General features: G+C 65.6%; 22 protein-coding genes. 14 read left to right on the plus strand and 8 right to left on the minus strand.

All coding sequences use genetic code 11. The features are described 5' to 3' along the window. From AC0L58_RS14520 to AC0L58_RS14535, 4 genes are all read left to right on the plus strand, one after another. Positions 1–579 (plus strand): NnrU family protein, encoded by a 579-nt coding sequence (locus AC0L58_RS14520; protein WP_473684597.1) that lies wholly within the window; start codon positions 1–3, stop codon positions 577–579. 79 nt (positions 580–658) lie between these two features. Beyond that, complete coding sequence (locus AC0L58_RS14525; protein WP_473684599.1) at positions 659–856, plus strand: hypothetical protein; 198 nt, start codon at positions 659–661, stop codon at positions 854–856. Positions 857–868: 12 nt separating this feature from the next. Next, positions 869–1,465: a DUF938 domain-containing protein gene (locus tag AC0L58_RS14530; RefSeq protein WP_473684601.1), complete on the plus strand. Its 597-nt coding sequence runs from the start codon at positions 869–871 to the stop codon at positions 1,463–1,465. Positions 1,466–1,507: 42 nt separating this feature from the next. Next, positions 1,508–1,909, plus strand: coding sequence for a YchJ family protein (locus AC0L58_RS14535; protein WP_473684603.1), 402 nt, complete (start codon positions 1,508–1,510; stop codon positions 1,907–1,909). Between the two features lie 2 nt (positions 1,910–1,911). On the opposite strand, the gene ligB is transcribed toward AC0L58_RS14535, so the two are convergent. Beyond that, positions 1,912–3,603 (minus strand): NAD-dependent DNA ligase LigB, encoded by a 1,692-nt coding sequence (gene ligB, locus AC0L58_RS14540; RefSeq protein WP_473684605.1) that lies wholly within the window; start codon positions 3,601–3,603, stop codon positions 1,912–1,914. A gap of 399 nt (positions 3,604–4,002) precedes the next feature. Then, positions 4,003–4,773 (minus strand): NRDE family protein, encoded by a 771-nt coding sequence (locus AC0L58_RS14545; protein ID WP_473684607.1) that lies wholly within the window; start codon positions 4,771–4,773, stop codon positions 4,003–4,005. A gap of 136 nt (positions 4,774–4,909) precedes the next feature. Here AC0L58_RS14545 and AC0L58_RS14550 point away from each other — a divergent pair, with 136 nt between their 5' ends. The 7 genes from AC0L58_RS14550 (at position 4,910) to AC0L58_RS14580 (ending at position 12,624) form a co-directional block, all read left to right on the plus strand. Next, positions 4,910–6,118, plus strand: coding sequence for a murein hydrolase activator EnvC family protein (locus tag AC0L58_RS14550; protein ID WP_473684609.1), 1,209 nt, complete (start codon positions 4,910–4,912; stop codon positions 6,116–6,118). 168 nt (positions 6,119–6,286) lie between these two features. After that, entirely contained in the window at positions 6,287–7,660 is a 1,374-nt protein-coding gene (locus tag AC0L58_RS14555) for a S41 family peptidase (RefSeq protein ID WP_473684611.1), read from the plus strand. A gap of 150 nt (positions 7,661–7,810) precedes the next feature. Then, positions 7,811–8,158, plus strand: coding sequence for a hypothetical protein (locus AC0L58_RS14560; RefSeq protein WP_473684613.1), 348 nt, complete (start codon positions 7,811–7,813; stop codon positions 8,156–8,158). Then, entirely contained in the window at positions 8,155–8,697 is a 543-nt protein-coding gene (locus AC0L58_RS14565) for a hypothetical protein (RefSeq protein ID WP_473684615.1), read from the plus strand. Before AC0L58_RS14560 ends, AC0L58_RS14565 begins: the two co-directional genes overlap by 4 nt. Before the next feature lie 173 nt (positions 8,698–8,870). Continuing rightward, positions 8,871–9,221, plus strand: coding sequence for a hypothetical protein (locus AC0L58_RS14570; RefSeq protein WP_473684616.1), 351 nt, complete (start codon positions 8,871–8,873; stop codon positions 9,219–9,221). After that, on the plus strand, positions 9,218–11,200 hold the full coding sequence (locus AC0L58_RS14575) for a hypothetical protein (protein ID WP_473684618.1): 1,983 nt from the start codon (positions 9,218–9,220) through the stop codon (positions 11,198–11,200). The genes AC0L58_RS14570 and AC0L58_RS14575 overlap by 4 nt, the downstream gene beginning before the upstream one ends. A 137-nt stretch (positions 11,201–11,337) precedes the next feature. After that, positions 11,338–12,624 carry an NAD(P)/FAD-dependent oxidoreductase gene (locus AC0L58_RS14580; RefSeq protein ID WP_473684620.1) on the plus strand — a complete coding sequence of 429 codons (1,287 nt, stop codon included), beginning with the start codon at positions 11,338–11,340 and terminating at the stop codon, positions 12,622–12,624. A gap of 98 nt (positions 12,625–12,722) precedes the next feature. Here the strand turns inward: AC0L58_RS14580 and rpoH are convergent, their stop codons facing one another. The 6 genes from rpoH to AC0L58_RS14610 all read right to left on the minus strand — a co-directional run bounded on the left by rpoH (position 12,723) and on the right by AC0L58_RS14610 (position 19,103). Continuing rightward, positions 12,723–13,583 carry an RNA polymerase sigma factor RpoH gene (gene rpoH / locus AC0L58_RS14585; protein WP_473684622.1) on the minus strand — a complete coding sequence of 287 codons (861 nt, stop codon included), beginning with the start codon at positions 13,581–13,583 and terminating at the stop codon, positions 12,723–12,725. 173 nt (positions 13,584–13,756) lie between these two features. Further along, positions 13,757–14,476, minus strand: a complete 720-nt coding sequence (gene ung / locus AC0L58_RS14590) for a uracil-DNA glycosylase (RefSeq protein WP_473684624.1) — start codon at positions 14,474–14,476, stop codon at positions 13,757–13,759. Then, entirely contained in the window at positions 14,473–15,339 is an 867-nt protein-coding gene (locus tag AC0L58_RS14595; protein WP_473684626.1) for a response regulator, read from the minus strand. The genes ung and AC0L58_RS14595 overlap by 4 nt, the downstream gene beginning before the upstream one ends. Before the next feature lie 139 nt (positions 15,340–15,478). After that, positions 15,479–16,459, minus strand: a complete 981-nt coding sequence (gene ftsX / locus AC0L58_RS14600) for a permease-like cell division protein FtsX (RefSeq protein ID WP_473684628.1) — start codon at positions 16,457–16,459, stop codon at positions 15,479–15,481. Further along, complete coding sequence (ftsE, locus tag AC0L58_RS14605) at positions 16,456–17,133, minus strand: cell division ATP-binding protein FtsE (RefSeq protein ID WP_473684630.1); 678 nt, start codon at positions 17,131–17,133, stop codon at positions 16,456–16,458. Before ftsE ends, ftsX begins: the two co-directional genes overlap by 4 nt. Positions 17,134–17,333: 200 nt before the next feature. Then, positions 17,334–19,103 carry a DEAD/DEAH box helicase gene (locus AC0L58_RS14610; protein ID WP_473684632.1) on the minus strand — a complete coding sequence of 590 codons (1,770 nt, stop codon included), beginning with the start codon at positions 19,101–19,103 and terminating at the stop codon, positions 17,334–17,336. A 542-nt stretch (positions 19,104–19,645) separates the two neighbouring features. Here AC0L58_RS14610 and trxA point away from each other — a divergent pair. The 3 genes from trxA to AC0L58_RS14625 all read left to right on the plus strand — a co-directional run bounded on the left by trxA (position 19,646) and on the right by AC0L58_RS14625 (position 23,651). Beyond that, positions 19,646–19,972, plus strand: a complete 327-nt coding sequence (trxA, locus tag AC0L58_RS14615; RefSeq protein ID WP_473684634.1) for a thioredoxin TrxA — start codon at positions 19,646–19,648, stop codon at positions 19,970–19,972. A gap of 188 nt (positions 19,973–20,160) precedes the next feature. Next, on the plus strand, positions 20,161–21,969 hold the full coding sequence (gene rho, locus AC0L58_RS14620) for a transcription termination factor Rho (protein ID WP_473684636.1): 1,809 nt from the start codon (positions 20,161–20,163) through the stop codon (positions 21,967–21,969). A 314-nt stretch (positions 21,970–22,283) separates the two neighbouring features. Next, positions 22,284–23,651 (plus strand): glutamate--cysteine ligase, encoded by a 1,368-nt coding sequence (locus tag AC0L58_RS14625; RefSeq protein WP_473684638.1) that lies wholly within the window; start codon positions 22,284–22,286, stop codon positions 23,649–23,651. Positions 23,652–23,672 lie beyond the last annotated feature (21 nt).

Genomic DNA, 23,672 nt, shown 5'->3' on the forward strand with positions numbered 1-23,672 from the left:
ATGACCGTCCTGATTCTCGGCCTGCTGGTCTTTCTTGGCGTGCATTCGCTGCGCATCTTCGCCGATGACTGGCGCAACCGGCAGCTCGCGAAGCTCGGCGAGCTGCGCTGGAAGGGGCTCTACGCGCTGGCCTCACTGACCGGTTTCGTGCTGCTGTGCTGGGGCTTTGGCCTGGCACGCCAGCAGCCAGTGCTGCTGTACGTGCCACCACTACCGCTGCGGCACCTCAATGCCCTGTTCACCCTGCTGGCTTTCGTGCTGGTAGCGGCAGCCTACATCCCGCGCAACCACCTCAAGGCGAAGTTTGGCCACCCGATGCTGCTGGGCGTGAAGGCCTGGGCGCTGGGCCACCTGCTGGCCACCGGCATGCTGCGCGACGTGGCGCTGTTCGGCGCGTTCCTGCTATGGGCGGTGGTGTTGTTCATCGTGTCGCGTCGGCGTGATCGCCGCAACAGCACGGTGCATCCGGCCGGCACGCTTGCTGGTGACGTCATGGTCGTCGTGGCCGGGGTGATTGGCTGGGTCGTGTTCGCGTTCTGGCTGCACCTGTGGTTGATCGGGGTGAAGCCCATCGTTTGAGGGGTGTCGGGAGTCATCTGCGCAACGGCTCGACCATCCCCTAGAATCAGGCGCATGTCTCCACCGTGAGGATCGACGCATGGCTGGCTTTCTGCTCTGGTTGTTGCTGCTCGTGTTCTGCTGGCCGCTGGCGTTGCTGGCGCTGGTGTTGTACCCGATCGTCTGGCTGGTACTGCTGCCGTTCCGCCTGATCGGCCTTTCGGTGAGTGCCGTGTTTGCCTTCCTCGGTGCGCTGCTGATGCTGCCGGCGCGCGTGTTGCGCGGTCATCCGGTCTAGGCCGCTTCTGACGTGGGCAAGCCGCACTCGCCTGCGTGCGAGCGCAACCGTGAACCGATCCTCGACGTGCTCCGTGAGCATTTTGCCGATCGACATCACGTACTGGAAATCGGCAGCGGCACGGGACAGCACGCCGTCCACTTCGCGGCCGCCCTGCCGCACCTGACCTGGCAAAGCTCGGACCGGGCGGAGAGCCTGCCGGGCATTCGCGCCTGGCTGGATGAAGCGGCGCTGCAGAACACGCCCGACCCGCTGGAACTCGATGTCGGTGGAGCCTGGCCCGGCGGCCGGTTCGACGCCATCTTCAGCGCCAACACCTTGCACATCATGGCGTGGCCGGAAGTGCGGCACTTCTTCGCACAACTTCCGGCAGTCACCAGCGACGACGCCACCCTGGCAATCTACGGGCCGTTCAATTACCAGGGCCGCTACAGCAGCGACAGCAACGCGCAGTTCGACCAGTGGTTGAAGGCTCGCGGCGCGCACATGGCGATTCGCGACGCGGAGGCGGTCGATGCGCTGGCCATGACGGCAGGCTTCAGCCTGATCGACGACCACGCGATGCCGGCCAACAACCGTTGCCGCGTGTGGCGTCGGGCGCCTCGCTGAGAGCCGCCCTGCACAAGTCGGCCGAACCGGGTACAAAGGGGCATGAAGTCGATCGACACCCTGACCCCGTGCCCGTGTGGCAATCGCGCCGGTTACGCCACCTGCTGCGGCCGGCTGCATGACGGTGCGGCCGCTGACAGCGCCGAACAATTGATGCGCTCGCGCTACAGCGCCTACGTGCTCAAGCGCGAAGACTACCTGCTGGCCAGTTGGCACCCGGATACCCGCCCGACCACGCTGCGACTGGCCGCGCAGCAACCGCCACCGACCTGGCTGGGGCTGGAAGTACGCCGCCAGCAGCGTATCGACGACGACCATGCGCTGGTGGAGTTCGTCGCCCGCTATCGACTCGGCGGTGGCCGCGCGCAACGCCAGCACGAAACCAGCCGTTTCGTGCATGTCGACGGGCGCTGGTATTACCTCGACGGCGAGCTGAAAGCCTGACCTCAGAACCCCTGCACGCCGACCGCGTGCAGTCGGGCCACCTGGCTGCGCAAGCCGGCACAGCCGAAGAATTCCACCAGTTGATCCGCCCGGGCTTCGCCGATGCCATCGTGCGCCTTCCAGTCGCCCGCATCGCGACTCCTCGCCGTGGCCCAATCCGGCAGATCACGGGCCACCGCGGCCGGCACACCAAGCGCCTGCAGCCAGCGGGCGAACGGGCGCGTCCGCGCTGCCGCGAAGCTGCGTGCAAGCGTCGCCGCGCGATGCACGCCAAACCCGGGCACGCTCACCATTTGTTCCGGGGTCAGCGCCATCCAGTCCAGCAGGCCATGAATCAGGCCGGCGTCGATCAGGGTTTGCCACGTGTCGGCGCCGATACCGCTCAGATGCAGACCTTGCCGGCCGCCCAACCATGTCAGCCGCGCCAGGAACTGCTGCTGGCAGCCCGGGCTCAGCTGCCAGCATGTCAGCGGCGTGTGTGCCGCCGGGTCCGGCACCGTCACCGCAACCCGCTGCTGCGCCCGCCAGACCACCGACTTCAGCCGTGGAATGGTCAGCCCCGCGAGCACCACCTCCACCTGGTCGCCGGGGCGGATATCCAGCTGGCGCCAGCGGCGCAGCGAACCGACACTGACGCGCTGCACGCGATGATCATCCAGTTGCACCGGTTCGAGCTGCAGCACCGGCGTGATGCGTCCGCTGCGGCCGATCGTGAAGTCGATCGCCCGCACCTCGGCCAGCGCGGCGGCAGCCGGATATTTCCACGCCACCGCCCAGTCCGGTGGTGAAGCCTGCCAGGTCGACGCTGCCGGTCGATGCCCCCGACGCACCACGGTGCCATCGGCCGCAAACGGCATCGCATGGCGATACCACTGCTCGCGCCAGCGTTTGACCTCGGCCAGCGTGCCGACCGGCCTGGTGTAGTTCGCACTTTCAGCCAGGCCCATCGCCCGCATCCCCGCCAGCCGGGCCGGCATGTCGGCCGGGCCGCTGGGCCAGTCCCACACGAACAGACCGATGCGCGCCGCCGTGGCATCGTCCAGTCGATCACGCGCCAGCGCACCGGCCACGGCCGAGCGCGCGTTGACGCCGCCGTCATCAGCCTGCACATGACCGGGCAAACGCCAATACAACTCGCCCTGCAACACCACGCGTGCAGGCGCGTTCGGCAACTGCTTCGGAATCGCCGCGATGCGCTGCGCCAGCGCCGTCCAGTCCGACCCATGCAGGCCATCGCCGCGGCTGCTGGCTTGACGCAATTGGCCGTCCAGATACAGCAGGGTGACAGCCACCCCGTCGGCCTTGGGCTGCACCCAAAGGTCGCGATCACCTCGCTGATCCATCCACTGCGCCAGCGACGCGGCGTCGGGCAGCTTGGCCAATCCGGTCTGCGCCACCGGCGCGGTAACCCGGCCACCCGCATCGGCCAGATGCCTCAGCGCCGCCGGCGCCTGCGCGGGAAAGCAGCGTTGCCATTGCTCCAGCCGCTGCTGCGCCTGGTCGTACACGGCATCGTCAACCGGCGAGTGGCCGTCGACGCGGTAGGCGTGGTTCCAGCGGTCGAGCCGATCATGCAGCTGCGCGAGTTCGCGATTGGCCTGGACGGGCGACCACGCCGGACACGCGGCCGCATGAGCGCAGCCGACGCGTACAACGATCACACCGACCAGGAGCCACCATGCTTCCTTGCGCATGCCGACGTACTCCGTGAATGAAACGGAGATCCAGCCTAGCCAGCGACGCGCATTCGGCGCATCCGGCAACACCGATCGTCGGCGTAGGCGAGGAACCCGGCTTATGGGCCTGGCGGACTTTCGTGGCGGCGCGGAAAAGCGCCCCCATCCGCCCTGTCGGGCACCTTCCCCCGTAAACGGGGGAAGGGCTGTTTCGTGCAGATCCGCTTTGCCTTCCCCCGCAGGGCCGGGGAAGCTCCCCGACAGGGCGGATGGGGGCAACTCCCCGCGACAACGACGAACCTGCCCGACCCCTGCATGGCCGATTCTTCAGGAGCGTTGTTTCAGCGCAGGTGAACGGGAAAACCGGCCAACGCCGGAAAGCCGCAGCCACGTGCGTTGCTGCGCGCAGGGCTCCCGCTACAGCGACGTATCCCCGAAACGCAGCATGCTCTGCCCGAGCTGGCGCCCATGCGGCCCGAAACGCCGCTCCACGATCACCCCGCCGCCGGCATGACTGATCGCCACGACGGTGCTGGCGCGGGTGCCGTACTCGGCACCGCGGATGAATGCGCTGGAAAGCCGGCGCTCGAGTTCAACGCCCACCCCGGTGTCCGGCAACTGATCATCCGGCGCCACCTGCTCATCGGCCAGCGCCGCAAACAGCGCGGCGAAGTCCGCATCACCGCCGTCGTCGATCCAGTTCTGCAGGCGTTGCATCAGGACTCGCGTTTTCGGCCACGGCGCATCGAAATCGGCATTCGACAGGCCATGGATGCCCGCCGTCACGGGCTGCACATGCGGCTGCGGGCAATTGCCCAGGTAAAAGCCTGCCTGCGCGTCGAAGGTGAGCAGGTTGAACGGACGGTATCGGGCGGCGTCACGGAGCAGCTCGCCCGCATGCGCGGTGGCGTCCGCCTCGCCGAAAAGATAGTCGCTGATCAGCAGGCCGCGCGAGCTTCCCGTGTGCGCGACGCGTGGATCGCGCACGTTCGTCACCACCGCGCAGCGCCCCTCGTCGGTGACTCCCATCCAGGTGCCACCGGCCTCCAGATCGCGCCCGCCGATGATCGGTGCATCCTGCCAACGGGCCAACGCCGCACTCGGGCGCGCATGAGACTCGTCGCGATTGCCCGCCAGCAGCAAGCGCCAGCGTGGATGGGTGTTCCAGGCAAATGCAATCAGACACATGAGACAAACCAACACGACTGAATGTGGGAATGAATATCCGGTTGCCGGCCAGCTTAACCAAGGCAGGCGCGGCGCGGCCAGACGTGCAAGAGCGAGCGCGCTCGCTCCGCGGGTGCCGCTCGGCGATAATCGGGCGATGTCCAACCGCCCTCGTTCCTCTCTCCCCCTCGCCGGCTTCCTGCTCGTGGTGATCTGGCTTGGCTTGCTGCTTCCTGCGCCGGCCCATGCGCAACAGGGGGAAAACAGCCGCACCGAACAGGCCGAAGCCAAGCGGAAGCTGGCCGACTTGCGGCACAAGATGGAGGCGCTGGCGGCCGAACAGGCGGCCACCGCGGCGAAACGGGACAGCGTCAATGCGGAGCTGGCAAAGCAGGCCAACGCGTTGGCTGCCGCGGCGAAAGCCGTGCGCCAGACCGACGCCGAACTGGCTGCCAAGCAAGCGCAACTGGACCAGCTGCAGCAACAACGCAGCACGTTGCAGCAATCGCTGCACAGCCAGCGCGCCGCCATCGCCGACCTGCTGCGCGCCACCTACGCGCTGGGCCACGGCTCCGATCTTCGCCTGCTGCTGGGCGATCAGGACGTGGCGCGCATCGCTCGCGCGCTGGTGTATTCACAATACTTCCAGCGTGACCGCGTCAAGCGCGTGGAAAAGCTGATGGGCGAGCTGGCGCAACTGCAGGAACTGGAAGCCTCGATTGCGGCCGAACAGGAGGCATTGCAGGCGGCCAAGGCCGAGCGCGAGGCACACGCGAAGAAACTGGCGCAGGAGCGCGCCGCGCAACAAAAGCTGGCCACCGCCGCGGACGCCCGATTCAAGGATCAGGCGCAGCGGCTGGCCGCGATGAAACAGAACGCGCAATCGCTCAACCAGCTGCTCGCACAGCTGCAGAAGGTCATCGACGAAGCCGCCGCCCAGCGTGCGGCGGCAGCGAAGTCGCGACCCGGCCACAAGTCGCCGCCCACCGAGGTCGGCAGTGCGGGTGCCGACATTCGCGGCAACCTGCCGTGGCCGGCCAGCGGCGGCGTCCACAGTTTCGGCAACGGCGTATTGATCAAGGCGGACGCCGGCAGCGAGGTGCACGCCGTGGCGCGCGGTCGCATCATCTACGCTGGCTTCCTGCGTGGGTACGGCATGCTGATCATCATCAACCACGGCGACGGCTGGATGAGCATGTACGGCAACAACGAGAGCCTGCTGCACGGCGTCGGCGACCAGGTCGAGGCCGGCGAGGCAGTCGGCACCGCCAGCGCGGTCACCGGCGCCAACACCGGCGTGTATTTCGAACTGCGCAAGGCCGGCAAACCGGTGGATCCGCGCAGCTGGTTGCGCAAGCATCGCTGAGGCAATCGGTCAGCGTTGTGAATTCCTGCAGCATCCGGTGGTCTCAGGCCCTGCCATACTTGAAATGTCTGAGGAACCTGGGTGGTCCGGTCGGGTATCCGGCCACGCCAGGACAGATTCGCAAGTCGCGCTGCGACGCGACGTTCCCTGTTGAGCGGAGTCCCCCGTATGCACGTGTTACACCATCGAGCGATCCCGGCCCTGGCCATCCTGCTGTTGCTGGCAGCGCCCGCCATCCAGGCGCAGAGCGCCCCGGCATCCAGCGCCAGTGTGCCAGCCCCGCCGCTGGATGTAGCTCCGGCCAACGCCAGCTCCAGCGCAGGTGCTGATCAGGTCGACCTCAAGGACATCCGCAACTTCAGCCGCGTCTACGAAGTAGTGCGCCAGGCTTACGTGGAAAAGGTCGACAACAAGACGCTGATGAAGGCAGCCATCACCGGCATGCTGGCCGGGCTCGACCCGCACAGCGAATATCTCGACAAGGAAGGCCTGCAACAGCTCAGTGAGGATACGTCCGGCCAGTACAGCGGTCTCGGCATCGAGGTGCTGCAGGTGGACGGCGGACTCCAGATCATCTCACCCATCGACGACACCCCGGCAGCACGTGCCGGCATCAAACCGGGTGACCGCATCGTCAAGATCAACGGCAAGCTGGTCGACCCGCAGAACGTCAACCAGATGTTCCAGCAACTGCGCGGCGAACCCGGCAGCAAGATCAGCCTGACCATCACCCACGAGGGCAGCAACAAGCTGATCGACCTGCATCTGGTGCGCGAAAACATTTCGGTCAGCAGCGTGAAGGTCCACGAGCTCGAGCCCGGCTACGCCTATATCCGGATCAGCCAATTCCAGGACGACACCGCCCCCGACCTGGAGAAAAAACTGGGACAGCTGATCGCCAAGAACGGCCCGCAGAAGGGCGCCGTACTCGACCTGCGCAACAACCCTGGCGGCCTGCTCACCGCAGCCGTCAGCGTCAGCGACGACTTCCTCGATTCCGGTGTCATCGTCACCACGCGCGGCAGACTGGCTGATGCCAACATGAGTTTCAGCGCGCATCCAGGCGACCAGCTCGATGGGGCGCCGATGATCGTGCTGACCAACCACGGCACCGCTTCGGCCGCGGAAATCGTCTCCGGCGCGCTGAAAGACAACCACCGCGCCCTGACCATGGGCCAGCGCACCTTCGGCAAGGGCGTGGTGCAAACCGTGCTGCCGCTGGACGCCGACCACGCGGTGAAGATCACCACCGCCCGCTACTACACGCCCAATGGCACCTCGATCCAGGCCGAAGGCATCAAGCCGGACATCGCCCTGGCCGACCTCACGGTGAACCAGGCAGACAGCCCGCCGGTACTGATCAGTTCCGAAGCCGACCTGCCCCATCATCTGGCCAACGAAAACGTCAAGGCCGCGACCGACATCGACAACGACGGCAGCGCCGCCGATGCCAAGCTGGCCACCAGCGATTACGCGCTGGCGCAGGCGCTCAACGTGCTCAAGGGCATGGCACTGCGCCAATCAGCGGCAAAGCAGAATTGACCTGCGGCGCAAGCGCACGCCCGGCAAGCTCCCGACACCGTTGATGCGCGATGCGCATGCCCGGAAAGGGACGTGCCATGTCACCGATCAGGGGCTGGAGCACGTTCCAGCCAATACAATCAAACCCATCGTCGCTCAAGGAATAGCGCCATGACCCAAGCCATCGATCCCGTCAAGCTCAAGGCCGCGGCAGAGCATCTGGAGTCGGTGCTGAAGCAGTATCCGAATAGCGAGGATGTGCAAAGCCTGCTGCGCTCGTTGACTCACCTGATCGAAGTTGCCAAGGCGGGAAGGGTTTTGGCGCCCGCGGACAGAATGGATATCCCTGGCGCCTGGAACTTCTCTGACGGCCGGTATATCCCTTATCAAAGCCCCAGCGTTGATTCGGCATACTCCGATTTCGTTACCGAAATGAGAGGAGGATGGACTGAGGAAGAAAGGCAGTTGATCAGTGACTTGGAAGCCAAGCGCAAAAAGTTTGAGGAGTCTCAGACGTGAGCACGGACGGCCTGACTCCTGAGATACTCAAGCGGCAACATGCCGCAGTCATCCCAAAGAGCGACACGTTCAAGCCTCAAGGCATAAGCGAGCAGGCAGCACTGGACTATCTGAAAACTGATGAAGGTGCAATGTACTACTGGCGGGTCGCCCAAGCTGCCGAGCCAGGCCTGCGTCCGGATCAGACAACGGGCCGTGCCATCGGCCAGCTCATGTCCGGCCGCGAACTCCCCCGCATGGAAACCATCGAGCCCGGCGAGCCCCTCCTCAAGTTCGTCGTCGAAGGTTCAAGTCCCACACCCCATTCGCCCTTCTGGATGCGTGAATCCCAGGCCAATGCGGTGTCTGCGGAAGGAAGGAACATCTCGGATTACTTCGGCCTGCCCGTGGGCAGCGAAGCGCCGCGCTACGGCATGTACCGGATCACGCCCGAGGTTCCGACGCAGGTCTTCACCAATACCGTGGCGCCCACCTCCGAACTGGGCGGTCTGGTCACCAAGAGCGGTGGCGCGGAACAGGTGCTGGAGCCGCGCAGATAATGGTTCAACGAGCCGGTGCCGATCAAGGCTGTCGACAATATCCGCGGCATCACCGCCGAGGCTGAGCGTGGCGCCATATCGCCCGGCGTGTTTCGCTCCACGCCCCACCGATCAGAGCTGGAGCGCGGTCATGCCAGTACACTCACACCCACCCTCGCTCAAGGAATAGCGCCATGAATCAAGCCGTCGATCCCGTCAAGCTCAAGGCCGCGGCCGAGCATCTGGAGTGGGTGTTGAAGCAGTATTCGGATAGCGAGGATGTGCAGAGCCTGCTGCGCTCGCTGACTCCGATGATTGAGGATGCCAAGGCTGGCCGGGTGCTGGAGCCGGTAGACAGCATGAAAATTCCCGGGGCATGGAACTTCGGGGATGGGCGTTATATACCCTACGACAATCCGAGCGTGGACGAGGCCTATGTCGATTTTTCGGTAGCGATGAGGGGCGGCTTGACCGCACAAGACGAGCAGCGAATCGCGCGCATGGATGCGATGCGTAAGGCCATGATGCAAGGCCAGCAGCGATGAGTGGTAATGGACTCACCTCTGATGAGCTGAAGAAGCGGTTTGAGGATGTCATAACCAAAAGCGACTCCTTTGAAACCCAAGGAATTAGTGCTGAACAGGCGAAAGCCTATTTGAATACTGACGAAGGAGCTTTATATTGGTGGCGAGTTGCCGAAGCGGCTCCTAACCTTCCATCGGATAAGGTAGATGAGCGTGCCATCAACCAACTCCGCTCCGGCCGCGAACTCCCCCGCATGGAAACCATCGAGCCCGGCGAGCCCCTCCTCAAGTTCGTCGCCGAAGGTTCAAGTCCCACACCCCATTCGCCCTTCTGGATGCGTGAATCCCAGGCCAATGCGGTGTCTGCGGAAGGAAGGAACATCTCGGATTACTTCGGCCTGCCCGTGGGCAGCGAAGCGCCTCGCTACGGCATGTACCGGATCACGCCCGAGATTCCGACGCAGGTCTTCATCAATACCGTGGCGCCCACCTCCGAACTGGGCGGTCTGGTTACCAAGAGCGGTGGCGCGGAACAGGTGCTCGTACCGAATCGCCAGTTGTTCAAGGACCCGATGTATATCAAGGCCGTCGACAACTTCCCCAGCATCACCACCGAAGTCGAGCGTGGCACGATGCCGTCCGGCATGGTTCGCGGCGCAACCGTTCTTGGCGCAGCCGCCGTGATCTACGACGCCACCACCACCGCCTCGCGCGCCTCCGATCTGCTGCACCAAGGCAATATCGTCGGCGCCCAATCCGACGTGCTGCACTTCGGCGGTCGCAATCTGGGCGCGCTGGGTGGCGCCATGCTGGGCGCTGAAGTGCTTGGCACCGCGGGTGCCGAAACCGGGCCGCTCGATCTGGTCATCGGTGGTGTCGGCGCGGTTGGCGGTGCGATTGCCGGCGACAAGCTGGCCGATGCCTACGACCGTCACCGCATCTACAACCAGCCCGATGCCCAGGGCGTGACGTGGAACTACGACCCGACTCAACCACAACAGGGCTGGAGCCGTGACATTCCCCCCTTGCCCGATACGCCGCACGGCCAGCACTTCACCGCACCTCCTGCGCTGGCCGAGCAACTGACCTACCAGGCCAACAACACTGCCGTGGAACTGGCGCTGGGCCACCCGGCCACGCCGTGCGATCCATACACGCAACCGGCGGGCACGAACGACACGCCCAGCAAGCTCTCCGCACCGTGGACCCGCGATACGCAAACCCGGCAATGGACACGCCACGTTACCGATCAGGTGCTGGAGCACGGTCTCGCCGCTACCCACGACGAAGTCGCCAGCGCCCAACGCGCGGCACAGCTGGACGCGGCGGCGCAACAGACGATCGCAGCCAATCTCGCCCAGTCGCCACGCGGCATGGCCGAGCGCTACCAGGCGGTGTACGAGCAGCGCGGCTGGCAGCAGTACGGGCCGATCCCGGACGCCGTGACGAGCGCGTTGAACACACCGGCACATACGCTGGAAGCGTCGGATGGCCATACCTACACCCACACCCGGAGCGGACAGTGGCAAACACCAGGCACGCTGTGGGGCACGAATGTCGCCCAAGGCCATGTGCGTGCCGAACTGGATGCCACCGAGCGCGCGGCCGCTTCCGCGGCCTCCCACGTGGCGCCGCAGCTTGCCGACGATCCGCGCCATCCGGACAACCCGCACCATGGGCTGTACGAGCAACTGCAAACACGCGTTCCTGACGCCAGCGAAAAGCGCCTGTTGCAGTTCACCGCGGCCTGCCATGCGAAAGGCATCGGGGAGAGAAACCTCGGCGAGATCGTCTTCGACACGCAGGGCGGGCACATGGTTTTCCATCCGTCGTTTGTCGGACCGTCGGCGATCGTGAATGTGAAGGAACCCTCGCCGCAGCCTGCGCAATCGATCCGGCAGATCCAGCACTGCGACCAGCAGCAGGCGCAGATGATGGGTCGGATGCATGCGCAAAATGCGCAGCTCGAACAGCAACAGCCGCAGGGGCCGGTGCGGTAACGTTGTCCACGTGTACGCACCGTACGGCGACGGGAGCAACCCTTGCCACCGGTGCTCGCAAACGGTTGACGAGCGGCGGCGCACCCGACGGCGGGTGATCCACGGCGCATCCACATCACAGTGGTCACACTGATGCGATGAACGAGCACGCCACGAATCCTGCCGGTCCACCGCACATATTGATTCTCGGCGGCGGATTCGGCGGACTCACCGCAGCACGGCGGCTGGCCGGCAGCGAAGCGCGGATCACCCTGGTCGACCAGCACAACCACCATCTGTTCCAGCCGCTGCTCTACCAGGTGGCCACGGCCAGCTTGGCGGCGCCATCAATCGCCGCACCGCTGCGCCACATCCTGCGCCGGCAACGCAACCTCACCGTGCTGATGGACGAGGTGACCGGCGTGGATCTGGCTGCCAGGCGTGTCCAATGCGCCTCGGCCACGCTGGACTACGACTATCTCGTGGTCGCCACCGGCGCCACCCACGCCTACTTCGGCCACGACGAATGGGCCCGCTTTGCGCCGGCGCTGAAGAATCTGGATGACGCCCTGCTGATCCGCCGCCGGGTGCTGCTCGCCTTCGAGCAGGCGGAGCGCGAGAGCGACCCTGCGCGCCGCCAGACCTGGCTCAACTTCGTGGTGGTCGGCGGCGGCTCCACCGGCGTGGAACTGGCCGGCACCCTGATCGAACTGGCCCGGCACACACTGGCCGGCGAGTTCCGCCGCTGCGATCCGCGTCAGGCCACCGTGCGCCTGGTCGAAGCCGGGCCACGGCTGCTGTCGAACTACCATGCCTCGCTGTCGGACAAGGCGCGCCAACAGCTGGAGCGACTCGGCGTGGAGGTGCACACCGGCATCGCGGTGAGCGCGATCGATACCGACGGCGTGAAGCTGGGCGAACGCCGATTGCCTGCGCGCACCGTGTTGTGGGCGGCAGGCGTGGCTGCCTCGCCGGTGGGGCGCATGCTGGGCGTGGCGCTGGACAAGGCCGGTCGGGTCAAGGTCCATGACGACCTGAGCGTGCCGGACCATGCGGAGGTGTTCGTGATCGGCGACCTGGCGCATCTCGAACAGCCCGATGGCACGCTGGTACCCGGCGTGGCGCCCGCCGCGAAGCAGATGGGCAAGCATGCAGGCGATACGTTGCGGGCACGGTTACGCGGGAGCCGTGAACAACCGCCCCCGTTCCGCTATCGCGACGACGGCTCGCTGGCCACGATCGGGCGCATGGCGGCGGTGGCGCAGTTCGGCACGCTGAAGCTCTCCGGCCTGCCGGCCTGGATCGCGTGGCTGCTGGCGCACATCTACTTCCTGATCGGGTTCCGCAACCGTCTGGCGGTGATGATCGACTGGGCCTCGGCGTACTGCACGCACCAGCGCCAGGCACGCATCGTCAATGGGGCCGATACCGAAAGTCAGGACTGAGCGGCACTGGTCGGCAGGACGCCGGCGCCAACGCAAACGCCAACGCAAACGGCCCGGTTTCCCGGGCCGTTTGCGTCTTTCTCAAGATCGCTGGAACGTTACGCCGCGATCAAGCCGCGCATCTTCTTCATCGCGTTCGCCTCGACCTGACGGATGCGCTCGGCAGACACGCCGTACTCGTCGGCCAGATCCTGCAGCGTGGCCTTGTTGTCGTCATCCAGCCAGCGGCGCTGGATGATGTCGCGCGAGCGTTTGTCCAGATGGCTCAGGGCATCGGACAAATTCTGCATCTGGTTGTCGGCGTAATCCTCATCGGCAACGTTTTCGAACGGGTCGGCGCCGTGATCGATCAGGAATGCGGCTGGCGCCGGCTTGGCGTCGTCGTCGGCATCCACCGGCGCCTCGAAGCCGATGTCGCGACCGGACAGGCGCGATTCCATCTCGCGCACGGTTGCCTCGGGCACGCCCAGATCCTTGGCCACGGTGCTGACCTCGGCGGCGTTCATCCAGCCCAGGCGCTTCTTGTTCTTGCGCAGGTTGAAGAACAGCTTGCGCTGCGCCTTGGTGGTGGCGACCTTCACGATGCGCCAGTTCTTCAGGATGAACTCGTGCATCTCGGCGCGGATCCAGTGCACCGCGAAGCTGACCAGACGCACGCCCATGTCGGGATCGAAGCGTTTCACCGCTTTCATCAGGCCGATGTTGCCTTCCTGGATCAGGTCGGACAGTTGCAGGCCGTAACCGGAATAGCCACGCGCCACGTGGACCACGAAGCGCAGGTGGGCCATCACCAGCTTCTTCGCTGCCTCGAGGTTTTCCTGGGCAAGATAGTCACGCGACAGCGCCTGCTCTTCTTCCACGCTCAGCACGGGAATGCGGTGCACGGCGGAAATGTAGGCATCCAGACTGCCCACCACGCTCGGCAGTGGATAGTTGGCGGTCACCAAGGCTTGGGACATGGATGAAACCTCCTGCAAGGACGTCAAAGTTTAGCACTCGGGTGATTGGAGTGCTAAAACCCCGATTGGTTCGATACGGAGCCGAATCGGAGTTTAATAAACCGTATAGTACAGATATATCCTGCGCTTGTCGAACCCCTCGTCGTGCCCAGATGAGGGTTGCCTGCCCGAGTTCAAGCCATGGCCGTACCAGCCTGCGACGGGCCATGCGGAGGCAACGACCAGTCGATTGGCGGCTGTCCCCGGCTTTCGAGGTAGCGGTTGGCGGCTGAGAAATGCCCGCAGCCGATGAATCCCCGATGCGCCGACAGCGGCGAGGGATGGACCGAGCGCAACACGCAATGGCGCTCGCCGTCGATCAACTGGCCCTTGCGCTGCGCGTAGGCACCCCAGAGCAGGAACACCACGCCTTCGCGCTCGCGGTTGAGCGCATCGATCGCCGCATCCGTGAAACCCTCCCAGCCCCGGTTCGCATGCGCACCGGCGCGGCCCTCCTCGACCGTCAGCACGCTGTTGAGCAGCAGCACGCCACGCTCGGCCCAGGCGGTGAGACAACCATGGCTGGGGCGCGCAATCGCCAGGTCGCGCTCGATCTCCTTGAAGATATTGTCCAGCGACGGCGGCACCCGCACCCCGGGACGCACCGAGAAGCACAGGCCGTGCGCCTGGCCCGCGCCGTGGTAGGGGTCCTGTCCGAGGATCACCACCCGCACCGCGTCGAACGGCGTGTGTTCGAACGCGGCGAAGATCTCGCGTCCGGGCGGATAGATGTGCTTGCCGGCCTGCTTCTGCGCGCGCAGGAAATCCGACAATGACTGCATCTCGGGTCGCTGCAGGTAGTCGCCGATACGCGCCTTCCAGGATGGCTCCAGCTTGACCGGATGTTCGGTCATGCGTCCGCGTCGCCCGACTCCGGGGCAGTCTGCTCCCGGCCGCGCAGATGGGCGGCCACGCGCAACTGGAACAGCAGCTTGGTGATCAGCAGCTTTTCCTCGACCGGTTTTTCGACCAGGTCGTTGGCACCGGCACGGATCAGCGCGGCCTGGTTGGCCGGGTTCTCGTCGCCGGTCATCACCAGCACCGGCAGGCGGCCCTTGTCGTAGCCGAATTCGTTGCGGATATGCTCGAGCAGGTCGCCGCCGGTCAGTTCGCCCTTCAGGCTGACATCGGTCAGTACCGCGTCGGCACCGATCCAGCCCAGCGCGCTGTCGGTCTCGAGCAGGGCGATCGCGTCTTCCACGCTGACCACATGACGCACGGTCAGGCCGATCTTCTCCAGCATGCGCCGGGTCGCCAGCGCCACCACGCGACTGTCCTCGACGTACAGCACGGTGCCTTCGGCGCTGGTTTGCGGGCTGACATAGCCCCGGATGAACTCGGCCAGCGCCTGGAAACCCAGCGACTTGTCGAAGTAATCGGTCACGTTGTCGCCCAGCGAACGCCGATGCAGGCGAGCCTCCACGTCGCCGGAGACCACCACGATCGGCACGTAGGTCTGCGGCGCCGACTCGCGCACGAATTTCGCCAGCTCCAGCCCGTCCATGTCGGGCAGCCGCAACGCGATGGTGATGAAATCGAACACCCCCTCGTTCAGCACTTTCTGCGCATCCTCGCCGCTGCCGCAACCGACGACTTCCACGCCGGGCAGCTCCTCTTTCAGCACGCGGCTGATCAGCTTGCGTACCACGCGCGAGCCGTCGACCACCAACACGCGTGGCGCTTCGGTCAGCAGGCGGCTGCTGATGTTTGTACTCATGCCTCGCTCACTTGAATGACTTGCGCCGATCCCTGACCGAGAAATGCGCGCGCACACCCGCTGCACGCACGTTCACCAACCGATGATGCCCGAAGCATGCATCGGCCGTTGCGATTCACGTCACCGCGCCGGCACGTCATCAAGCCGCCTTGCGCAGTTGCCATGCGCTGACCAGTCGTGCGCCGAGCCAGCCCAGCAACGCCGCCACCAGCGGCACCGCCAGCAGCAGCCAGATGGGCAGGCCACCGACGTGCAGTTGGCCTTCATAAGCGCGGCTCAACTGCGCCACCGGTGCGGCCAGCGCCAGCTCGATCGCCACCGCCAGCACCGCGGCGAGGATGCCACTGAACAGGCCATACCAGATGCCCGCGTACAGATACGGCCGGCGCACGAACGCCTTGCTGGCGCCGACCAGCAGCAGCACGCCGATTTCCTCACTGCGACTGGCGATATCCACCCGCACCGTGTTGCCCACCACCAGCAGGGCTGCCAGCGCCAGCAACGAGGCAAGAATCAGCACGACCCGATTGCCTACTCCCAGCAGCGCATCCAGCCGCTGCCGCCAGTGGCCGCTGTCCTGCACCAGGTCGACGCTGGCCATGCCGCGTACGTCCGTGACCAGTTGTTCCAGCACCTTGGCCGTGGCTTGCGGACGCGGCTGCAGCTGCAGCACGTACGGCAGCGGGTTTTCGCCCAGCGACTGCACGGCGCCGGAGAAGCCCTGCATTTTCGCCAGCTCGTCCATGCCCTGCTGCGGGGTCTTGAGCGTGACCGCCGCCACTTCGGGGCGTTCGCCCAATTGCCTGGCCAGCATCTGCGCCTGCTGCGCGCCCTGGTCGGATTTGAGGAATACGCTGATTGCCTGGCTCTGGCCCAGCGCGTCGCCGAGCTTCTGCACATTGCCCAGCAGCAGATAGAACGCCAACGGCAAGGCCAGCGCCAGACCCATCACCGCCATGGTGAGCAGGCTGCCCAGCGGACGCGCGGCCAGCCGACGCAGACTCGACGCCGCGCTCCAGCCATGATGTTCCTGCCAACTGGCGAGGCGGCGCCCGCGACTGTGTTCGTTGCGGGCGGGAGCCTCGCCGGGCGCGGCTTGCTTGGTGGGCGCGCTGCTCACATCACCTCCTGCGCGGCGAGGTCGGCAACCAGTCGACCGTGGTCGAGCACGATCACGCGCTTCTTCATGCGTTTGATCAGCGGCAGGTCGTGGCTGGCGATCAGTACGGTGGTGCCGACCTGCTGGAATTCATCGAACAGGCCCATGATTTCCAGGGCCAGTTGGGGATCAAGGTTGCCGGTAGGCTCGTCGGCGATCAGCAAGGCCGGCCGCGCCACTATCGCGCGGGCGATGCCCACGCGCTGCTGCTCGCCGGCGGACAAGGTATCGGGCAGTTGCCGCTCGTAGGCCAGCAATGCCACCTTTTCCAGCGCCGCACGCACGCGACGGGCGCGCTCGGCCCGGCCGATGCTGCCGATCACCAGTGGCAATTCGACATTCGCAAATACGGTGCGATCCATAAGCAAACGGTGATCCTGGAACACCATGCCGATCTGCCGGCGCCACTTCGGCACGCCACTGGCGCGAATTTTCGACAGCCGCTTGCCGTCCATGCTGATCACGCCATGCGACGGCCGCTCGATCAGGCCGAGCAGTTTGAGCAAGGTGCTCTTGCCGGCACCGGAATGGCCGGTGATGAAGGCCATCTCGCCGCTGGGCACCTCGAACGAAAGCTGCGACAGCGCCTCGTGGCCGCCGTCGTAGCGTTTGCTGACCTGATCGAACTGGATCACCGCGTATCCCCGCACCTGGATGCCATCATGCCAACGACCAAGGATAAGGGAAGCGGAGCGCGAGGTGACGACTTCCGGAGCCGATCGAGCTGCGTCGATTCAGCACAAGCCGGGCAGCTACGGATGAACCATCCCGGATCAGGCACACGATGGCCTGATCCGGAGTGGCGGAAATGCCCGGGGGCATCCCGCGACGACGACTACTTGCCGGTGAACAGGCGGGTCAGGCGGCGGAACAGCCCGGGCTTGTTCTGATGCGCGTGCTCTGCGGTCTTGGCTGACGTTACCGCCACCTGCCGCGACGGGCGGCTGTGACCGCTGCCGGTGGCCTCGGCGGTCTTCCGCTCACGCGGCGGACGGCGTTCGCCGCGGGGTGCGCGCGCGCCATTGGCCTGGTGCTCGGCTTGCTGGGTGGTCCGTTCGACGCCGTCGGTCGGCGCGCCTTCGCGACGACGGTTGCGACCACCCCGGCGGCGACGGGGCTTGCGCTTGACCTCATCACCAGCCGCCGCGGGAGCGGCAGCGGGCGCCGCGGGAGCGGCAGCGGGCGCCGCGGCGGCCGGCTGCACGGCCGCGTCCACTGGCTGCGCGGCTGTCGCGTCGGTCACCTTGGGTTTGCGCTCGCGTGGTGGACGCGGACTGCGACGGCTGTCGCTGCTGCCGCGTCCGCCGTGCGCTCCCGGCGCACCGCCGCGACGCGGCTTCTCGCCCGGACGCGGCGGCACCACATCGCCGAACTCGGCGCTGTCGGCGGCGGCATTGGCGGCGAACTCCGCATCCACCGCGCGCGACTTCGGCATCACCAGCAAGGCCGGATCCATCGGGGCCACCGGAATGCTCTGGCCGATGTAGGTCTCGATGTCCGGCAACGACATGGCGTACAGGTCGCAGGCAAAGCTGATCGCGTCGCCCTCGGCACCCAGTCGCGCGGTGCGGCCGATGCGGTGCACGTAATCCTCCGCCTCATGCGGCAGGTCGTAGTTGAAAACGTGGCTGACTTCGGGGATGTGCAAGCCGCGTGCGGCCACGTCTGTAGCGACCAGGATGTCGAGCTGGCTGTCCTTGAACCGCTGCAGCAGCTTCTGCCGCTTCAATTGCGGCACATCGCCGGAGATCGCGCCAACCCGGCAACCGTGACGCTTGACGCGCTCGGTGACGCGCTCGGCCGCGGCCTTGGTGTTGACGAAGATGATGCTGCGCGTGGGCTTGTGCTGATCCAGCAGGTTCAGCAGCAGCGGCATCTTTTCTTCCTTGGCCGGGAAGTAGACGACCTGGCGGACCTTGTCGGCGGTGACGTTGTCGCTCTCTACCACCAGCTTTTCGGCCTCGTGCATGTGTTCGTAGGCCAGCTCCAGCACGCGATGGCTGAGCGTGGCGGAGAACAGCAGCACCTGGCGCTGCTCGCGTGGCGGCAGCCGGCGGAAGATGAAGCGCACGTCCTTGATGAAGCCGAGGTCGAACATGCGATCGGCCTCGTCGATCACCATCACCTCGACGCTGTTGAGGCTGAACACGCCCTGCTTGTGGTAGTCGAGCATGCGGCCCGGCGTGGCGATGATGATGTCGCAGCCGTCCTTGAGTTGCTGGCGCTGCTTGTCGTAGTCGACGCCGCCATAGATCAGCGCGGTCTTGAGGCCGGTGTGCTGGCCGATGTTGCGCGCGTCCTTGTCGATCTGGATCGCCAGTTCGCGGGTCGGGGCGATGATCAGGGCTCGCGGATCGCTGTCCTTGCGGTCGGCGACGGCTGGCGTGGTCAACAGTCGATTCATCAACGCGACCAGGAAGGCACAGGTCTTGCCGGTGCCGGTCTGGGCCTGGCCGGCGACATCGCGGCCGGCCAGCGCTGGCGCCAGGGTCATCTCCTGGATCGGCGTGCAGCGGGTGAAGCCGCTGTCGTCCAGGCCCTGCTGCAGCAGCGGGTGAAGGTCGAAGTTGGTGAAGAAGGTATCGGTGAGTACGGTTTGGGACATATGGGGGATTCGGAACCTTGCCTGATGGCGTCGTGATGCGCTGCACCCGCTACAGCGGCCGGAGATCGGCGCGAAAGCGGTGCAGGACGAGTGCGCGTGGCGCAACTGAAGCGATTCGGTGCCAGCGTCGGCAAGCGGGTGTCATGGCAGAAAATCTGGCGGGGAAGCGCAGCGGCTGCGGCGGCGCAGATTTGGTCAACTTTCCCGCGCCTTGGCGCTTCAATGCCTGCGGCGGTTCGCCGTGAGCGATCGGAAACCTGACCAAATCTGCGTTGCCTCGCGCTGGGTTTCGACACCCAGATCCTGGACGACGCCTTGGTTTGTCGGCGGTCTGACGGGCGGTTTGGGAGGCCGCCCTTGAATCGTGCCCGGAGTTGCGCTGGAATGAACGCCTGCCACCTTGGCCCGCCTTCTTTCCGCCCAACTCATGCTTCATGGGCGCCTGAGTGTAGCTGATGACGCCGATCCTTGTATTGCGGCGTCGATCACCCCATTGTTCATTCCCCGCAATTTGTTTGCGCCCCCAGCCACGGAGATCCCCGGTGAGCGACCTGATTACCCATGTAAGCGATGACGCCTTCGAACAGGAGGTGTTGAAGTCCGAAACCCCCGTGCTGCTGGATTTCTGGGCCGAATGGTGCGGCCCATGCAAGGCCATCGCGCCGATGCTGGACGAGCTCGCCCAGCAATACGAAGGCAAGCTGCGCGTGGTCAAGGTGAACATCGACCAGAACCAGCAGACCCCCCGCACCTACGGCGTGCGCGGCATCCCCACCCTGATGGTGTTCAAGAACGGCAAGGTCGAAGCCACCCAGATCGGCGCCGTCAGCAAGGGTCAATTGACCCAGATGATCGACAAGGCGATCTGAACCGCCTGCACCTCACCCGCTGCCGGCAACCCGCCCCGCCTTCACGTGGCCGGTTGCCAAGGCTTTACGCCGATACGCAACGGGTGCTAGATTGATCGAGTCCGTCGGGGCAGTCCTGTCCCCTTGCGCGTTTCGCGCGACGCACATCCTCCCTCCTGCAACTCAACGGCGCCCCGCGAGGATTGCCCGTGTCCGATACCGATAACCAGACCCCGCCCGATTCCAAGGGCGCCGATTCCAGCCCCGTGGCCGAAGGCAAACCCGAGCCGCGAGCACGTGCGCCGCGCCGCAGCGCCGCGGCAAAAGCCGCCGCGAGTGGGGACAAGGCAGCGTCCACCGAAAAGGTGGGCGACAAGGCGGTGGAGAAGCCGCCAGCTCCAGCCCCGGCTTCCGCGCCTGCGCCCGCCCCAGCTCCGGCCGACGCGCCGGCCAGGGCCGAAGCCGCATCCTCGCCGGTCAACCAGGGAACCGACAAACCCGCCGCACCCGCCGCCCAGGGCGAGTCGTCCTCCGGGTCGAACGGCAACTCCAACCAGAACGCCAACCAGGGCCAGGGCTCCAACCAGGGCCAGAACGGCGGACGCGAAGGCCGAGAAGGCCGGGGCCGCCGCCGGCGCAACGAGCGTGGCGACCGCAACAACCAGCAGCGTCAGCAGGGCGAGCGCCACCAGCGCCCCAACCCGCACGGTTTGCCGGTGGATGACGACAACGCCGATCCGGGCAGCAACGACCGGGTGATCAACCTCACCGAACTCAAGCGCATGAAGGCGCCGCAGCTGCTGGAGTTCGCCGAGTCGCTGGGGCTGCACGAAGGCATCGCCCGCGCGCGTCGGCAGGACGTGATCTTCAACGTGCTCAAGGCGCACGCCCGCTCCGGCGGCGGCATCTGGGCCGAAGGCGTGCTGGAAATCCTGCAGGACGGCTTCGGCTTCATGCGTTCGGCCGATGAGTCCTACCTGGCCGGCCCCGACGACATCTACGTCTCGCCCAGCCAGATCCGCCGCTTCAACCTGCGTACCGGCGACTACATCACCGGCCGCGTGCGGCATCCCAAGGAAGGCGAGCGCTACTTCGCCATGCTGCGGGTGGAGACGATCAACGGCGATCCGCCGGAAGCGTCCAAGAATAAGATGCTGTTCGAGAACCTCACCCCGCTGTTCCCGCGCAAGGCGTTCAAGCTCGAGCGCGGCAACGGTTCCAGCGAGGACATCACCGGCCGCATCCTCGACCTGATCGCACCGATCGGCAAGGGCCAGCGCGGCCTGATCGTCTCCCAGCCGAAGTCCGGCAAGACGATGATGCTGCAGAACATCGCCCAGGCCATCCAGTACAACCACCCCGAAGCGCACCTGATCATCCTGCTGGTCGACGAGCGTCCCGAGGAAGTGACCGAAATCGCCCGCACGGTGCGCGCCGAAGTGATCAGCTCGACCTTCGACGAACCCGCCGTGCGTCACGTGCAGGTCGCCGAGATGGTGATCGAACGGGCCAAGCGCCTGGTCGAGCACAAGAAGGACGTGATCATCCTGCTCGACTCGATCACCCGCCTGGCGCGCGCCTACAACACCGTCGTGCCCAGCTCCGGCAAGGTGCTCACCGGTGGTGTCGACGCCAACGCCCTGCAGCGCCCCAAGCGCTTCTTCGGTGCCGCGCGCAACGTCGAGGAAGGCGGCAGCCTGACCATCATCGCCACCGCGCTGACCGACACCGGCAGCAAGATGGACGAGGTGATCTACGAGGAGTTCAAGGGCACCGGCAACATGGAAGTGCACCTGTCCCGCCGCATCTCCGAGAAACGCGTGTTCCCCGCGATCGACATCAACCGCTCCGGCACCCGCCGCGAAGACCTGCTGATCGACCCGGACATGCTGGCCAAGATCTGGATCCTGCGCAAACTGCTGCACCCGATGGACGAGCTCTCCGCGATGGAATTCATGCTCGACAAGATGAAAAACACCAAGTCGAACGACGAGTTCTTCAATTCGATGAAGCGGTGAAGGGCGGGAAATAGGGAATCGGCAACCCCAGGGTCCGAGCGTTCCCTTTTTCTGCCACCATATTGAGAGGCCGGCAAATTGTCGGCCTCCTTGTTTTGGACGATTGTCGCGGGTTCCGCTGTTCAGGTAGGCGCGAAGCTGATGAGCGCGTGGCGAGTTTTTCTGCTCACGCGCACCTGAGAAGCGCAGAGCATTGGTCAGCTCAGCGGATCGACGGTCATCTGTACCGGCAGGTGCAATTATTTCGGGTCAACCCCTTTTCGCTGGCAAGTTGCACCCCCATAGTGATGCGGTCACCCACAAAGGCTGCGTCCGTGTCCATACCCAGTGCCGTCAAGAGCATCCCGATCGCCGGTCGCCAGCAGCTTGTCGACTATCTGGCCGCCGGCGAGAAGCCGATCGAGGCGTGGCGGATCGGCACCGAGCACGAGAAGTTCGGCTTCCGTATCGACGACTTGCGTCCACCCGCCTTCGAGGGCGAGCGCGGGATCAAGATGCTGCTGGAGACCCTGGCCACGCGCTACGGCTGGGAAGTCGCCCGCGAGGGTAAGAGCCCGGTGGCGCTGTCCCGCGAAGGTGCCTCGATCACGCTGGAGCCCGCGGGTCAGCTGGAATTGTCCGGCGCCATGCTGGAGACGATCCACCAGACTTGCGCGGAGGTGAACTCGCATCTGAAGGACGTGCGCTCGGTGGCCGACGATCTCGGCCTGGGCTTCCTCGGCATGGGTTTCCAGCCGAAGTGGCGTCGCGACGAAATGCCTTGGATGCCCAAGGGCCGCTACAAGATCATGCGCGAATACATGCCCAAGGTCGGCTCGCTCGGCCTGGACATGATGACGCGCACCTGCACGGTGCAGGTGAATCTGGATTTCTCCTCCGAAGCGGACATGGTGAAGAAATTCCGCACCAGCCTCGCCCTGCAGCCGATCGCCACCGCGCTGTTCGCGGACTCGCCGTTCACCGAAGGCAAGCCCAACGGCTACCTCTCCTACCGCTCGCAGATCTGGACCGATACCGATCCGGATCGCACCGGCATGCTCGACTTCGTGTTCGCCGACGGTTTCGGTTACGAGCGTTACGTCGATTACATCCTCGACGTGCCGATGTATTTCAGTCTGCAGAACGGCCATTACCTCGACCTGGCGGGTCAGGATTTCAAGCAGTTCATGGCCGGCAAACTGGCAGCCTTGCCCGGCACCCACGCCACCATGAAAGACTTCGCCGACCACCTCACCACCGCTTTCCCCGAGGTGCGCCTCAAGCAGTTCCTGGAGATGCGCGGCGCCGACGGCGGCCCGTGGAACCGGCTATGCGCCTTGCCCGCGTTCTGGGTCGGCCTGCTCTACGATCAGGAAGCGCTGGACGCCGCCTGGGACCTGGTCAAGGATTTCACGCCCGTCGAGCGCCACGCCCTGCGCGATGGCGTGCCGAAGCAGGCACTGAAACTCCCGTTCCGCGGCGGCACCGTGCGCGACCTTGCCGACGAGGCACTGAAAATCGCCGCCCACGGGCTCAAACGCCGCGCGCGCCTCAACGGCAACGGTGCCGATGAGCGCATCTTCCTCGAACCCCTGCTCGAAATCGTGCACGCCAACCAGACCCCGGCCGAACGCAAGCTGGAGCTGTTCCACGGCGCGTGGGGCGGCAGCGTGGATCCGGTGTTTCGGGAGTTTGCGTACTGACGTGTTTTGCCGGTCGGCGCG

This window comes from Rhodanobacter sp. G2-10 (assembly GCF_055809185.1).

Coding starts and splice junctions, on each gene's coding strand:
- AC0L58_RS14560 (WP_473684613.1), top strand. CDS start 7,811: ATGACCCAAGCCATCGATCCCGTCAAGCTCAAGGCCGCGGCAGAGCAT.
- AC0L58_RS14520 (WP_473684597.1), top strand. CDS start 1: ATGACCGTCCTGATTCTCGGCCTGCTGGTCTTTCTTGGCGTGCATTCG.
- AC0L58_RS14570 (WP_473684616.1), top strand. CDS start 8,871: ATGAATCAAGCCGTCGATCCCGTCAAGCTCAAGGCCGCGGCCGAGCAT.
- AC0L58_RS14525 (WP_473684599.1), top strand. CDS start 659: ATGGCTGGCTTTCTGCTCTGGTTGTTGCTGCTCGTGTTCTGCTGGCCG.
- ligB (WP_473684605.1), bottom strand. CDS start 3,603: ATGCGCAAGGAAGCATGGTGGCTCCTGGTCGGTGTGATCGTTGTACGC.
- AC0L58_RS14610 (WP_473684632.1), bottom strand. CDS start 19,103: ATGTCCCAAACCGTACTCACCGATACCTTCTTCACCAACTTCGACCTT.
- AC0L58_RS14545 (WP_473684607.1), bottom strand. CDS start 4,773: ATGTGTCTGATTGCATTTGCCTGGAACACCCATCCACGCTGGCGCTTG.
- AC0L58_RS14550 (WP_473684609.1), top strand. CDS start 4,910: ATGTCCAACCGCCCTCGTTCCTCTCTCCCCCTCGCCGGCTTCCTGCTC.
- AC0L58_RS14580 (WP_473684620.1), top strand. CDS start 11,338: ATGAACGAGCACGCCACGAATCCTGCCGGTCCACCGCACATATTGATT.
- AC0L58_RS14535 (WP_473684603.1), top strand. CDS start 1,508: ATGAAGTCGATCGACACCCTGACCCCGTGCCCGTGTGGCAATCGCGCC.
- AC0L58_RS14595 (WP_473684626.1), bottom strand. CDS start 15,339: ATGAGTACAAACATCAGCAGCCGCCTGCTGACCGAAGCGCCACGCGTG.
- ung (WP_473684624.1), bottom strand. CDS start 14,476: ATGACCGAACATCCGGTCAAGCTGGAGCCATCCTGGAAGGCGCGTATC.
- AC0L58_RS14575 (WP_473684618.1), top strand. CDS start 9,218: ATGAGTGGTAATGGACTCACCTCTGATGAGCTGAAGAAGCGGTTTGAG.
- AC0L58_RS14555 (WP_473684611.1), top strand. CDS start 6,287: ATGCACGTGTTACACCATCGAGCGATCCCGGCCCTGGCCATCCTGCTG.
- rpoH (WP_473684622.1), bottom strand. CDS start 13,583: ATGTCCCAAGCCTTGGTGACCGCCAACTATCCACTGCCGAGCGTGGTG.